This window comes from Pseudomonas sp. GW823-FHT02C05 (genome assembly GCF_058797595.1).
Genome location: NZ_JBXAJU010000004.1, coordinates 80,049 through 93,773, shown reverse-complemented (window position 1 = coordinate 93,773; position 13,725 = coordinate 80,049). Strand labels below are relative to the sequence as shown.

Sequence of the window (13,725 nt, the reverse complement as noted above, 5' to 3'; positions counted from 1 at the left end):
ATCGCTAAGCAGAAGCGATTTCCTGCCGTTAAAGAGATGGCAATGTGATGTCCATCACACCGCGTGTGCTTAACTTCAACAAATGAAGGCACAATGCCATTCATTGATCAGCCGGGTCGGAGTTTTACCCTTGCCGCGTTCTTTCGCTGTACGTTTCAGTCACTTTGTACCGTCTTTACTGCTTCTGCTTGCGGGGCTGGCGGCCGCCTACGTCAAGGACCTCAACGTCTTCTTCACCTCGCTGTTCAACGTGCTGCCAACCTTGGTGCTGTTGCTGGGCGGGGCGTATTGCGCGGTGTATCGGCGTCAGCGCGAACTGTTCTTGATGGTCACCGTGTACATCGCCTATTTCCTGCTGGACACCCAGACCGACTACTACCGGGACAACGGCAGGGTCCGGGAAGACGCGGCGGTGGTGTTCCATCTCTGCTGCCTGTTGCTGCCCCTGTTGTTCGGCCTGTTCGCTGCCTGGCAGGAGCGCACGCACCTGTTCCAGGACATGGTGGCGCGTTTTGCCGTGCTGCTGGCCTTCGGCAGTGTGGCTCTGGGGCTCGAGCAGAGTTACCCGCAGGCTCTGCTGAACTGGTTGGCGGAGATCCGCTGGCCGGCCCTGCATGGCAGTTGGATGAGTTTGATCCAGTTGTCGTATCCAGTGTTCTTCGCAGCCTTCCTGCTGCTGGCGATCCAGTACTGGCGCAGCCCGCGTCCGCTGCACGCGGCGCAACTGGTGGGGCTCCTGGGGCTGTTCTGGATGCTGCCCAAGACCTTCATCCTGCCGTTCACCCTGAACATCATGTGCAGCCAGGTGATGCTGATGATCGCTGCTGCTGTCGCCCACGAGGCCTACCAGATGGCGTTCCGCGACGAGCTGACCGGCCTGCCGGGGCGCCGCGCGCTTAACGAGCGCATGCAGCGCCTGGGGCGCAACTATGTGCTGGCGATGACCGACGTCGATCACTTCAAGAAATTCAATGACACCCACGGGCACGATGTGGGCGACCAGGTGTTGCGCCTGGTGGCCAGCAAGCTCTCGAAAGTTACCGGGGGCGGCCGGGCCTACCGTTACGGAGGCGAGGAGTTTGCCGTGGTGTTCGTCGGCAAGACCATGGACGAATGCATGCCGCATCTGGAGATGATTCGCGAGATCATCGCCACCTACAACATTCAACTGCGTAATCAGGACAACCGCCCTCAGGACGACCAGCAGGGTCGCCAGCGTCGCGGTGTCGCTGCCGCGTCCAGTGTCTCGGTGACCATCAGTATCGGCGTCGCCGAGCGGCTGGCAGAGCACCGGACTCCGGAGGAAGTGCTCAAGGCTGCAGACCAGGCGCTCTACAGCGCCAAGGGGGCGGGGCGTAACTGTGTCATTGCATTCGGGCAGAACCGCCGCGGTGCGGTGCGCATGGATACAGCTGCGGGTTGAGTGATGATGGCGCATTCAGCGCCTGCACAGTCATTGGCAGGCTGAGGGCGGCGGCAGTAGGTTGGTCTGATCTGCTGCCGGAGAAACCACCATGCCCGAGTATCAAGCCCCCTTGCGCGACATGCGCTTTCTGATCGATCACGTCTTCGACTTTCATGCCAGTTACGCGGCGTTGGGGGCCACTGACGCCAGCCCGGACATGGTCAGTGCCATCCTCGAGGAAGGCGCGAAATTCTGCGAAAACGTCCTGGCCCCGTTGAACCGTTCCGGTGACGAGGAAGGTTGCCACTTTGATAACGGCGTGGTCACCACGCCCAAGGGCTTCAAGCAGGCTTTCGCCCAGTACGTTGAAGGCGGCTGGCACGGGTTGGCCGCCGATCCGGCCTATGGCGGCCAGGGACTGCCCCACTCGCTGGGGCTGGTGATCAGCGAGATGGTGGGCTCCAGCAACACCTCCTGGGGCATGTACCCGGGCCTGACGCACGGTGCCATGTCGGCTATTCATGCCCATGGCAGCGCGGAACAGAAGCAGTTGTACCTGGGCAAGCTCACCGCCGGGCAATGGACCGGCACCATGTGCCTGACCGAAGCCCATTGCGGCACTGATCTTGGCATCATCAAGACTCGCGCGGTGCCCCAGGCAGACGGCAGCTATGCGGTGACGGGGAGCAAGATCTTCATCTCCGCCGGCGAGCACGACATGAGCGAGAACATCGTTCACCTGGTGTTGGCCAAGCTGCCGGACGCGCCGGCCGGAACCAAGGGTATTTCGCTGTTCATCGTGCCCAAGTTCCTGCCGGATGCGGCAGGTGAGGCCGGCGAGCGCAATGGCGTGAGCTGCGGCTCCATCGAGCACAAGATGGGGATCAAGGCGTCCGCGACCTGTGTACTGAACTTCGACGGTGCCAGGGGCTTTCTGATTGGTCAGGCCAACAAAGGCCTGAACTGCATGTTCACCATGATGAACCACGCCCGCCTGGGGACCGGAATGCAGGGCCTGTGTCTGGGTGAAACCAGCTTCCAGGGGGCGATCAGATACGCCAACGATCGTTTGCAGATGCGGTCGCTGACCGGCCCCAAGTCTCCGGACAAGGCGGCGGACCCGATCATCGTCCACCCTGATGTGCGGCGCATGCTGCTGACCATGAAGGCGTTCAACGAAGGCAACCGGGCCCTGGCCTACTTCACCGCCCAGTTGCTGGATGTGGCGCATCTGAGCCGCGATGAAGCCCAGCGCCAGGACGCCGAGAACCTCCTGGCGTTCCTCACCCCGATCTGCAAGGCCTTCATGACCGAGACCGGGCTGGAAGTGACCAACCACGGCATGCAGGTGTTCGGCGGTCATGGGTTTATTCGCGAATGGGGCATGGAGCAGTTGGTACGTGATTGCCGCATTGCGCCGATCTATGAAGGTACCAATGGCATCCAGGCCCTGGACCTGCTGGGCCGCAAAGTGCTGGGCAGCCAGGGCAAGCTGCTGCTGGGCTTTACCCGGATTGTGCACAAGTTCTGCAGCGCGCATGCCGAGCATCCGCAGCTCCAGGCTTATGTCGCGCAACTCGATGCCTTGAACCGTCAGTGGGGCGAGTTGACCACCAAGGTCGGCATGGCAGCCATGAACAACCCCGACGAAGTGGGGGGCGCGGCCTTGGATTACCTGATGTACAGCGGCTACATCGTCCTGGCCTATTTCTGGTTGCGCATGGCTCTGGTCGCCCAGCAGCAACTGGACGCCGGGCAGGGCGACCAGGACTTCGCCACCGCCAAGCTGATCACCTGCGAGTTCTATTTCAAGCGCCTGCTGCCCCGTACGGGGGCTCATCGGGCGGCCATCGAGGCCGGCAGTGATTGCCTGATGAAGCTTCCCGCGCAGTTGTTCGCCTTGTAACTGCTAGGGCGGCACGAACAAAGCCCGCTGCTGCGGGTTTTTTCGTGCTTGGGAATATCTGTGACTAAAAATTACATAAAGGTCACTAATTGACCCTATGTGTCGCAAAAGTTGTTCGGGTACACTCTGGTTTTCTAAATGGGTCCGTTTCGGCCCGCTTTTTTAGTTCTTGCGAGGTTTGCCATGGCTGACTACAAAGCGCCCTTGCGCGATATGCGCTTCGTCCTCAATGAAGTTTTCGAGGTCGCCAAACTCTGGGCCCAGTTGCCGGCTCTGGCTGAGACTGTGGATGTCGAGACGGTCGAGGCGATTCTGGAGGAAGCGGGCAAAGTCACCGCCAGAAGCATTGCTCCGCTGAGTCGCGGTGCCGACGAGGAAGGTTGCCACTGGGACAACACCGTGGTGACCACCCCTGAAGGTTTTCCACAGGCCTATCAGACCTACGCCGAAGGTGGCTGGGTCGGCGTGGGTGGCGATCCCGAGTTCGGCGGCATGGGCATGCCCAAGGCGGTATCGGCCCAGGTCGAGGAAATGGTCAACTCCGCGAGCCTGGCCTTTGGTCTGTACCCGATGCTGACTGCCGGGGCCTGCCTGTCGATCAACGCCCATGCCAGCGAAGAGCTGAAAGCCACCTACCTGCCGAACATGTATGCCGGTGTCTGGGCAGGCTCCATGTGCCTGACCGAGCCCCATGCCGGTACCGATCTGGGGATTATCCGCACCAAGGCCGAGCCTCGGGCCGACGGTTCCTATGCCATCAGCGGAACCAAGATCTTCATTACCGGTGGTGAGCACGACCTGACGGAAAACATCATTCACCTGGTGCTGGCCAAGCTGCCGGATGCGCCGGCTGGTCCCAAGGGGATTTCCCTGTTCCTGGTGCCCAAGTTCATGGTCAATGCCGATGGCAGCCTGGGCGAGCGCAACCCGGTGACCTGTGGTTCGATCGAGCACAAGATGGGCATCCAGGCTTCGGCCACGTGCGTGATGAACTTCGATCAGGCCATCGGTTACCTGGTGGGTGAACCGAACAAGGGCCTGGCGGCCATGTTCACCATGATGAACTACGAGCGTTTGGGGGTAGGTATCCAGGGGCTGGCCACTGGCGAGCGTTCCTACCAGAACGCTATTGAATATGCCCGTGATCGCCTGCAGAGCCGCTCGCCTACCGGCCCGCAAGCCAAGGACAAGGTAGCCGACCCGATCATTGTGCACCCGGATGTGCGGCGCATGCTGCTGACCATGAAGGCTGCAAACGAAGGCGGCCGGGCATTTTCCACCTATGTGGCGATGCAATTGGATACCGCCAAGTTCAGCGAAGATCCGGATACCCGCAAGCGCGCGGAAAGCCTGGTGGCATTGCTGACCCCGGTGGCCAAGGCTTTCCTGACCGACCTGGGTCTGGAAACCACGGTTCATGGCCAGCAGATCTTCGGCGGCCATGGCTATATCCGTGAGTGGGGCCAGGAACAACTGGTGCGCGATGTACGGATTACCCAGATCTACGAGGGCACCAACGGTATCCAGGCTCTGGATCTGGTGGGACGCAAGATCGTCGGGAGCGGCGGTGCGTTCTATAAGCTGTTTGCCGACGAGATCCGCCATTTCACTGCTACGGCGGATGAGCAATGGGGGGAGTTCACCCGCCCGCTGAACGCGGCGCTGGACAATCTGGATGAGCTGACCGCCTGGGTATTGGACCGGTCCGCCAGCAACCCCAACGAAATCGGGGCAGCGTCGGTGGAATACCTGCAGGTATTTGGCTACACCGCCTACGCCTACATGTGGGCACTGATGGCCAAGGCTGCGTTGGGCAAGGAGCAGGAAGACGACTTCTATGCCAGCAAACTGGGGACGGCGCGGTTCTACTTCGCCCGCCTGCTGCCGCGTATCCACTCGCTTAGCGCCTCGGTCAAGGCCGGTAGCGAATCGCTGTTCCTGTTGCAGGCTGAGCAGTTTTAACCAGCAAGGGCGTTTGTAAGTCATCTCTTACATAACGTGCTGCTGATCGTCCATATCGGTAGATGACGGCTGAAGCTAATCTACTTCACATGGACGTCGCGCAGGAAGCGCAAAGCAACAACACGGACACGTAGGATTCCGCCAGGATGGTGGAGTGAAAAGGATGTCAGGGAAACAGTCTGCAAAGCCCCGCTTCGGCGGGGTTTTCTTTTGTCCGGGTTTTTTATTTTGGCAGGCTTATCCCGGCACATCCACGGCGGAAGTTCCCCCCAGGCGCGGTTCCTGCGCATTCATCGAGTCTTCCAACAAACTGCGCAGCAGCTCCAGCGTCCCTTGCTGACGCTGCAGATCCCGGCAGACCAACCCCACCTTTAGCGGCACCCTGGGCTCGCTCAGCGGTTTCCACAACAGTTCCTTGTTGCCGTGCTGCTGTTGGGAGCGTCCGGGAAGCACGGTGGCCAGCCGTGTATGGGGCAGGCTGTCGAGAATCCCGGCCATGTTGTTCAGCTCCGCCTGCACCTGCGGGCGCCGCCCCAGATTGGCCAGTTGAGCCTGCCAGATCTGGCGGATCTGGAACTCCTCTCCCAACAACAGCATCGGCAACTCTGCTGCCTGGCTCATGGAGACCTTCTTGAACTCGCGCAGCGGATGCTGCTCCGGGATGACCAGAGTCAGTTCATCTTCGTACAGCGGTACCCCATGCAGACCTGGCTGGCGTGGCGGCAGGTAGCTGATGCCGATATCCAGCGAGCCATTGAGCAGGCGCCTTTCGATCTCCAGGCCGGTCAATTCATAGATCTGCACCACAAGATGGGGCTGGGCCTTGCGTACACGCTCAAGCATCTGCGGCACCAGGCTGGTATGCACGGTTTGCAGTACGCCGATCGCCAAGGTGCGCAGCGCCTGGCCCTTGAAGTTGCGCAAGGCTTCGCGGGCCTGTTGCAAGCCGTCGAGCAGGGGCAGGGCGTGGTTGTACAGCGTATGCGCTGCCAGTGTCGGCAACAGGCGTTTACTGCTGCGCTCGAACAGGCTGACGTCGAGGTTCTGTTCCAGCTGGCGGATCTGCTGGGAAAGCGCCGGTTGCGAGATCGACAGCCGTTCGGCGGCACGTCCCACATGACCTTCTTCATACACCGCGACGAAATAACGCAGTTGCTTAAAATCCATAAGTATTTCTTATCGAAAAAGCTTAAAAAACGAAATGGCCCGAAGCCCCGGAGGGGCCTAGTCTAGCGCCTATTCACAAGGCTTACAGGGCCACGAAGGGCGATGAATACCGTTTACGTCGATGGTGTTTACATAGGCAAGGCAAAAAATCTCGGCCAGGGTCTGGTCAGCGACACTGACAAGTACCCGGTTGCCAACCGACTCTGGTTGTGGCCACAAGGCCTGGGCAGCGATGAGCACGGCGATCCGCGCTTTCACACCGGTCCCGAGCGCGCCTTGCATCATTACCCCGCTGAACACTATGACCACTGGCGCAAACGTTACCCACAGTTCGACTGGTGCGCGCCGGCCTTCGGTGAAAACCTGTCCACCCATGGCCTCACCGAAGAACAGGTGTGCCTGGGCGATCTGTTTCGCTGGGGCGGTGCGCTATTGCAGGTCAGCCAGCCGCGTTCGCCCTGCTATCGCCTGAGCCATCGCTGGGGCCTGGCCAATCTGCCGCAACAGGCCCAGGACAATGGTCGTTGCGGCTGGTTTTACCGGGTCCTCAAGCCAGGTTTCGTACAAGCGGATGAACCCTTTGAACTGATTCAGCGCAGTTACCCCGGCCTCACCGTGGCCTGGGCCCTGCGCTGTTTTTTCCAGGAACCTCTGGAGCATGCTGGCTTGAAAACCCTCATTGATTGCCCGGCGCTTTCCTCGCGCTGGCGTGATATCGCTATCAAGCGCATGCGTACTGGCCGGGTTGAAGACTGGTCCGCGCGCCTGCTGGGGCTGCCGCTGGAGGGCCTGCGGGCATGAATCTGTTCAACCTGCGCCGCACTGTGCCGAGCCTGGAAGATCTGGCCGCCGAGCCCTATGCAAACGCTTCGGCCCCGGCCTTTTCCAACGAGTGCCTGATGCCCAGTGTGCAGCGTCCCCAACCGGTCTTCGTGCGCGGCCAGGGCTCTTGGCTATGGGACAGTGAAGACCGTACTTACCTGGACTTCACCCAGGCCGGGGCCGCCAACAGTCTTGGCCACAGCCCGTCGGTCCTGGTCGCCGCGCTTGCCGAGCAGGCGCAGTCGCTGATCAACCCGGGTTCCGGGTTCTACAACCGTGGGATGCTCAAGCTGGCCGATCGCCTGTGCCGCAGCACCGGCAGCGACCAGGCCTACCTGCTGAGCAGCGGCACTGAAGCTTGCGAGGCCGCAATCAAGCTGGCGCGTAAATGGGGGCAACTGCATCGTGGCGGCGCGGCTGGCATCATCACCGCCAGCCAGAGCTGCCATGGTCGTGGCTTTGCTGCGTTGTCGGCGGCTGGCAGCGGCGCTCCGGGCAATCGTTTCGGCCCCGGGCTGCCGGGTTTCAGCCAGGTGCCGTTCAACGATCTGCCGGCCTTGCACGCGGCGGTGGATGCGCAAACCGTGGCGATCATGCTGGAGCCGATCCAGAGTGAGGCTGGTGTCATTCCGGCGACCGAGCATTACCTCAAGGGTGTCGAGCGCCTGTGCCGTGAACTGGGCATCCTGCTGATTCTCGATGAGGTCCAGACTGGCATCGGCCGCTGCGGCACCCTGCTGGCCGAACAGCTGTATGGCGTGCGTGCCGACATCATCGCTCTGGGCAAGGGGCTCGGCGGTGGCGTGCCACTGGCGGCGCTGCTGGCACGGGGCAAGGCCTGCTGTTTCGAGGCGGGCGAGCTGGATGGTACTCACCATGGCAATGCGCTGATGACCTCGGCCGGCCTGGCGGTTCTGGACAGCTTGCAGGAGCATGGCTTTCTTCAGCAGGCGCGCCATAACGGCCAGTATCTGGGGCAGGAACTGACCCGCCTGGCGAGCCGGTATGCACAGGGCCAAGTGCGGGGGCAGGGTTTGTTCTGGGGCATGACCCTGGCGGATGAGTCCGCCGGCGCGGTGGTCAAGGCCGCCTTGCATGAAGGCTTGCTGCTCAGCGCGCCGCAACCGGACTGCCTGCGTTTTACCCCGGCATTGAGTGTCAGCAAAGGCAATATCGACGAGATGCTCCTGCGCCTGGCCCGGGCTTTTTCCCGGGTGCGCACGGCGCAATTGCAGTGTCGCAAGGGAGTGGCCGTCTGATGCGTGTACTGATCCTGCAACATTCGCCTGCCTCCGGGCCGGGGCGGATTAACCAGTGGCTGCTGGAGCGGGCGAGCGCCGTGCATATCTGCCATCTGTACGCCCAGGCACGTTTGCCGCGGCTCGACAGTTTCGACCTGCTGATCGCTCTGGGTGGGCCCATGAGTGTGCACGACGAGGCCCAGACTCCGTGGCTGGCCGCGGAAAAACGCCTGTTGCGCAAGGCCGTGTCTGCCGGCAAGCGCGTGCTGGGCATCGGCCTGGGTGGCCAGCTCCTGGCGCAGGCGCTGGGGGCGCAGGTTCGCCCCAGTGCAGCGCGGGAGATTGGCTGGTGGCCTGTGGAAAAGTACCCCAATGCCCAGGACTCGCCTCTGGGGCTGGCCTTGCCGGAACGTCTGATGGCCTTTCATTGGCACGGCGAAAGCTTCGATCTGCCCAAGGGCGCGTTGCCGCTCTATCGCTCGGCGGCCTGCGATCATCAGGGCTTTATCTGGCAGGAGCGGGCCATCGGCTTGCAATGCCTGTTGCAGAGCGACTTGCACAGCATCGAGGCACTTTTGCAGGCGCGCCCCAACGGTTGGCTGAGCGCTGAACACAGCGCCGAGCCCGATAGCGTCGAGGATCAACAGGCGATTCTCGCCGGAATCCCGCATTGCAGTGGTCTGGCACCCACTCTGTTCCGGGTGCTGGATTACCTTTCCGGGCCACATGCGACCTTACGTTGACTGACTTCCTGAACCGTCTCGCGGTATAACGCATCGCCCCGTGTCCGATTTTTCGCACGGGGCGTTTTTTTATCTCCAGCTTTTTCAACCCCCCCCTCTTTGTTCTTGCAACCTCCTTCAAGTACCGGCTCGTTGTACGGGCGCCATGGCCCTCAAGCTGTTGAGCGTGGTGCAGGAACATGGCCTCCAGATCCTCGCCCGAGTGGCTGCGCGGCCTCGAATTCGCTCTGAACCCTGGCGTATAGCCAAGGTCGATTGCAGGTAAGGCTCATTCGAGCCGATTGTTATCAGGAGCTGCCCATGGACTTGATCCGCATCATCTTCGCCATTCTCTTGCCGCCCCTGGGGGTCTTCCTGCAAGTGGGGTTTGGCGGCGCTTTCTGGCTGAACATCCTGCTGACCCTGTGCGGCTACATTCCGGGGATCGTGCATGCGGTGTACATCATCGCCAAACGCTGATGGTCTGCCCGTTCCAGGGGAACGGGCAGTAGCTGATCAGTGCTGTGCCTGCAACACTCGGCGGTAAAACCGCCACTCCTGCTCCAGGGCGTGGGCCTGGTTGCTGGCCTTGCGAAAGCCGTGGCGCTCATCGGGATAGTAGTGGGCCTCGGCGGCGATGCCCTGGTCCTGTAGTGCCTTGAGCATGTCGCGAGTCTGCTTGGGCACCACCACCGCATCCTGCTCGCCCTGGAAAAACACCACCGGCACACCGATGCTGCTGGCGTGGGCCAGGGGAGTACGGGCCAGATAACGTTCGCTGTCGCGTTCAGGATCGCCGATCAGCCAGTCCAGGTAGTCGCCTTCGAACTTGTGGGTGGCGCGGGCCAGGCTGATCGGATCGCTGACTCCGTAGAGGCTGGCTCCGGCGCAGAAGACCTTGGCGAAGGCCAGGGCGCAGAGGGTGGTGTAGCCCCCCGAGCTGCCGCCGCGTATGAATGCCTGTTGCGGATCGATCAGCCCCTGCTCATCCAGGTGGGCCACCACGGCGCAGGCGTCTTGCACATCCACCTCGCCCCAGCGCAGGTGCAGGGCCTGGCGATAGGCCCGGCCATATCCGGTGCTGCCGCGGTAGTTCAGGTCGGCCACGGCAAAGCCGCGCTGGGTCCAGAACTGGATACGCGGGTCGAGTATCGGGTAACAGGCCGAAGTCGGGCCGCCGTGGATGAATACCACCAGGGGCGGCCGGTTGACACCGTTCATGGCCGGGTAGAAGAAACCGTGGGCCTGGCCGTCGCCGCTGGGGTAGCACAGGGTCTGCGGGCGGCTGATGCGTTCCGCCGGCAGAGGGGCAATCCCTCCCGCCAGGACTTGGACCTGCCGGGTCTTGCGGTCTATGGCGATAACGGCCGAGGGGCTGACAGGCGAGGCCGCGATGCAGTACAGGTAGTGCTGGTCCAGCGCCAGGCTGCGGAAGCGGCTGTAGTTGCCGCTAAAGTCCTGCTGGAAACCGTCGTCCTGACGCAGCCCGAGGCGGCCAAAACCCTGCTCGGTCCAGCTGCCAAACCAGGCATCGCCGCCCAGGGGCAGCCAGGTGCAACTTCCCAGTTGCCAAGGCGCCGGGGCATGGTCCGCGGCGGTGCTGGGCAACGGCCGCAAACCATCGCTCGACTCGGTCCAGGGTTGCCAGAAACCGCCGCGATCGCTGAGACAATACAGATGATCGTGCTGGTCGAAGCGCGGCTGTTGCAGTGACTCTGGCTCGCCATCGCCCGCCACGCAGCGGGGATCCCCCCAGGTCCCGTTGCCCAGGCGCTCAGCAAGCATCAGGCGGGTGCTGGTCCAAGGTTGATGGGGCCGGTCCCACTCGATCCAGGCCAGGCGCAGACCATTGGGGCTGAGGGTAGGAGCGGCATAGAAGTCGGCCCCGGCAGCCAGTAGCCGGCGTTGACCGGTGATGCTGTCAATGCTCACCAGTTGGTGTTGTTCGGCACACTCCTCAACGGCCAGCACCTGGCCAGCGTGGCATCGCAGGTCACCGTAGCGGCACGTGCCTTGAGTCAAGGCGCTGGGCGCTCCACCGGCCAGGGGCTGGCGATACAGCTGCTGGTCCGCCTCGTTGACGAACAGCAGGGCATCATCGCTGAGGCAGAAGGCGCCACCACCGTATTCATAGACCCTGCTGCGCACGCTGAAGCCGGTTGGCGTCAGGCACTGGGCCTGGCCCTGATGCCGTTGCCAGATTCGGCAGCGGCCGTCCTCGGGACGATATTCATTCCAGAACAGGCCGTGGGTCGTCAGTTGCAGTTCGGCAAAATCGACCCCGGCCGTAGTGGCCTGGCTGGCGCTGAAGGGCTCAACCCTTGGCGATGAGGCGGGAGTTTCGTTCATTGCGAAAAGCCAGTTGCTCGATGGTGTGGGTGGCCGTTTCAGATTCTTCACGGGCCTGGAGGATCATCCCATGGTGTGGCGATTTGCTGCACACCGGATCGGCATTGCTGGCATCTCCGGTGAGCATGAAGGCCTGGCAGCGGCAGCCGCCGAAGTCCTTTTCCTTCTCGTCGCAGGAGCGGCAGGGTTCGGGCATCCAGTCGTACCCGCGAAAGCGGTTGAAACCGAATGAGTCGTACCAGATGTGCTGCATGCTGTGGTCGCGCACATTGGGGAACTGCACCGGCATCTGCCGCGCGCCGTGGCAAGGCAGTGCGGTGCCGTCCGGAGTCACGGTGAGGAAGATGCTGCCCCAGCCATTCATGCAGGCCTTGGGGCGCTCCTCGTAGTAGTCCGGAGTGACGAAGATCAGCTTGCAGGGATGCCCTTGGGCTTCCAGCCTGGCGCGGTATTCGTTGGTGATGCGCTCGGCGCGCACCAGTTGCTCCTTGGTCGGCAGCAGGCCCACGCGGTTGAGCTGGGCCCAGCCGTAGAACTGGCAGGTGGCGAGCTCGACGAAATCGGCTTCCAGTGCGATGCACAGCTCGATGATGCGGTCGATCTTGTCGATGTTGTGCCGGTGGGTGACGAAGTTCAGCACCATCGGATAGCCGTGGGCCTTGACCGCACGGGCCATTTCCAGCTTCTGCGCGAAGGCTTTTTTCGAACCGGCCAGCAGGTTGTTCACCTGTTCGTCGCTGGCCTGGAAGCTGATCTGGATATGGTCCAGGCCGGCTTTCTTGAAGTCGCTGATCTTCTGCTCGGTGAGGCCGATGCCGGAGGTGATCAGGTTGGTATAGAAGCCCAGCTTGCGCGCCTCGCCGATCAGTTCGGCCAGGTCCTGGCGCACCAGCGGCTCGCCGCCGGAGAAACCCAGCTGCGCTGCACCCATTTCCCGCGCTTCGCGAAATACCTTGATCCACTGCTCGGTGCTCAGCTCCTTGCCCTGCTCGGCGAAGTCCAGGGGGTTGGAGCAGTAGGGGCACTGCAGCGGGCAGCGGTAGGTCAGCTCGGCCAGCAGCCACAGCGGCAGGCCAACTTCCGGTTTGCCGGGCAGAACCGCCGGTTCAGGCGAGTTCGATCCAGTGCTGAGCACGGGCGACCTCCATGAACTGCTCGATATCTTCACCGAGCTCGGCCACCCCCGGGAACTGGATTTCCAGCTCGCTGATGATCGCCGCCACGTCACGTTCGCCATCGATCAGGCCGCCAATCAGGGCGGCACTGTCGTTGAGCTTGATCATGCCCTCGGGGTACAGCAGGACGTGGCCCTTTTGCGCCGGTTCATACTGGAAGCGGTAGCCGGGGCGCCAGCGTGGGGTTTTACTGCGGTCGAAACTCATAGGGTGATCCCCTTATGCCAGACCCGCTGATCGGTGACGCTGTGATAGGGCGGGCGGTTCAGTTCATAGGCCATGCTCATGGCGTCGAGCATGCTCCAAAGGATGTCCAGTTTGAACTGGAGAATTTCCAGCATGCGTTCCTGGCCGGCACGGGTGGTGTAGTGCTGCAGGGTGATCGCCAGGCCGTGCTCGACATCGCGGCGGGCCTGGCCCAGGCGGGTGCGGAAGTACTCGTAGCCAGTGGGGTCGATCCATGGGTAATGCTGGGGCCAGCTGTCCAGGCGCGACTGGTGGATTTGCGGCGCGAACAGTTCGGTCAGCGAGCTGCTGGCCGCCTCCTGCCAACTGGCCCGGCGAGCAAAATTGACATAGGCGTCCACGGCAAAGCGCACACCGGGCAGCACCAGTTCCTGGGAGCGCAACTGGTCCGGGTCCAGGCCCACGGCCTGGCCCAGGCGCAGCCAGGCCTCGATGCCGCCGTCCTCGCCCGGGGCGCCGTCATGGTCCAGCAGGCGCTGGATCCATTCGCGGCGAATCTCCCGGTCCGGACAGTTGGCGAGGATCGCCGCGTCCTTCATGGGGATGTTCACCTGGTAATAGAAGCGGTTGGCGACCCAGCCCTGGATCTGCTCGCGGGTCGCCCGGCCTTCATACATCGCCACGTGATAAGGGTGATGGATGTGGTAGTAGGCGCCTTTGGCGCGCAGTGCCTGCTCGAATTCGGCGGCGGACAGCGGGGTGTCGGTCATGTGTGTTCTCCGGGGGGCAG

12 protein-coding genes are annotated in these 13,725 nt (G+C 62.4%); 7 read left to right on the top strand and 5 right to left on the bottom strand.

Features of this window, described 5'->3' with window-relative positions:
• Positions 1–130: 130 nt before the first annotated feature.
• The 3 genes from AC1RGE_RS21785 (at position 131) to AC1RGE_RS21775 (ending at position 5,273) form a co-directional block, all read left to right on the top strand.
• A complete protein-coding gene (locus AC1RGE_RS21785) occupies positions 131–1,423 on the top strand; it encodes a GGDEF domain-containing protein (protein ID WP_492585021.1) in 1,293 nt (430 codons plus the stop codon).
• Between the two features lie 91 nt (positions 1,424–1,514).
• Positions 1,515–3,311, top strand: coding sequence for an acyl-CoA dehydrogenase C-terminal domain-containing protein (locus tag AC1RGE_RS21780; RefSeq protein ID WP_236203613.1), 1,797 nt, complete (start codon positions 1,515–1,517; stop codon positions 3,309–3,311).
• Between the two features lie 183 nt (positions 3,312–3,494).
• Complete coding sequence (locus AC1RGE_RS21775; RefSeq protein WP_019094528.1) at positions 3,495–5,273, top strand: acyl-CoA dehydrogenase C-terminal domain-containing protein; 1,779 nt, start codon at positions 3,495–3,497, stop codon at positions 5,271–5,273.
• Positions 5,274–5,510: 237 nt separating this feature from the next.
• Here AC1RGE_RS21775 and AC1RGE_RS21770 read toward each other — a convergent pair whose 3' ends face one another.
• The gene (locus tag AC1RGE_RS21770) at positions 5,511–6,440 is read right to left on the bottom strand and encodes a LysR family transcriptional regulator (RefSeq protein ID WP_346624733.1); all 930 of its coding nucleotides are present in this window, start codon (positions 6,438–6,440) and stop codon (positions 5,511–5,513) included.
• Positions 6,441–6,542: 102 nt separating this feature from the next.
• On the opposite strand from AC1RGE_RS21770, the gene AC1RGE_RS21765 reads away from it, so the two are divergent.
• The 4 genes from AC1RGE_RS21765 to AC1RGE_RS21750 all read left to right on the top strand — a co-directional run bounded on the left by AC1RGE_RS21765 (position 6,543) and on the right by AC1RGE_RS21750 (position 9,705).
• The gene (locus tag AC1RGE_RS21765; protein ID WP_492585019.1) at positions 6,543–7,241 is read left to right on the top strand and encodes an MOSC domain-containing protein; all 699 of its coding nucleotides are present in this window, start codon (positions 6,543–6,545) and stop codon (positions 7,239–7,241) included.
• The gene (locus AC1RGE_RS21760) at positions 7,238–8,521 is read left to right on the top strand and encodes an aspartate aminotransferase family protein (RefSeq protein WP_103290312.1); all 1,284 of its coding nucleotides are present in this window, start codon (positions 7,238–7,240) and stop codon (positions 8,519–8,521) included. The genes AC1RGE_RS21765 and AC1RGE_RS21760 overlap by 4 nt, the downstream gene beginning before the upstream one ends.
• On the top strand, positions 8,521–9,246 hold the full coding sequence (locus AC1RGE_RS21755) for a type 1 glutamine amidotransferase (RefSeq protein ID WP_103290310.1): 726 nt from the start codon (positions 8,521–8,523) through the stop codon (positions 9,244–9,246). Before AC1RGE_RS21760 ends, AC1RGE_RS21755 begins: the two co-directional genes overlap by 1 nt.
• A gap of 300 nt (positions 9,247–9,546) precedes the next feature.
• Positions 9,547–9,705, top strand: coding sequence for a YqaE/Pmp3 family membrane protein (locus AC1RGE_RS21750; protein WP_011063854.1), 159 nt, complete (start codon positions 9,547–9,549; stop codon positions 9,703–9,705).
• Positions 9,706–9,741: 36 nt separating this feature from the next.
• On the opposite strand, the gene AC1RGE_RS21745 is transcribed toward AC1RGE_RS21750, so the two are convergent.
• From AC1RGE_RS21745 to pqqC, 4 genes are read right to left on the bottom strand one after another with little or no spacing between them, the layout of a single operon-like run.
• Positions 9,742–11,574 carry a S9 family peptidase gene (locus AC1RGE_RS21745; protein WP_258611245.1) on the bottom strand — a complete coding sequence of 611 codons (1,833 nt, stop codon included), beginning with the start codon at positions 11,572–11,574 and terminating at the stop codon, positions 9,742–9,744.
• Positions 11,540–12,709 carry a pyrroloquinoline quinone biosynthesis protein PqqE gene (gene pqqE, locus AC1RGE_RS21740; RefSeq protein ID WP_019094523.1) on the bottom strand — a complete coding sequence of 390 codons (1,170 nt, stop codon included), beginning with the start codon at positions 12,707–12,709 and terminating at the stop codon, positions 11,540–11,542. Before pqqE ends, AC1RGE_RS21745 begins: the two co-directional genes overlap by 35 nt.
• Positions 12,681–12,956, bottom strand: a complete 276-nt coding sequence (gene pqqD / locus AC1RGE_RS21735; protein WP_011063851.1) for a pyrroloquinoline quinone biosynthesis peptide chaperone PqqD — start codon at positions 12,954–12,956, stop codon at positions 12,681–12,683. Before pqqD ends, pqqE begins: the two co-directional genes overlap by 29 nt.
• Positions 12,953–13,705 (bottom strand): pyrroloquinoline-quinone synthase PqqC, encoded by a 753-nt coding sequence (gene pqqC / locus AC1RGE_RS21730; RefSeq protein ID WP_011063850.1) that lies wholly within the window; start codon positions 13,703–13,705, stop codon positions 12,953–12,955. Before pqqC ends, pqqD begins: the two co-directional genes overlap by 4 nt.
• Positions 13,706–13,725 lie beyond the last annotated feature (20 nt).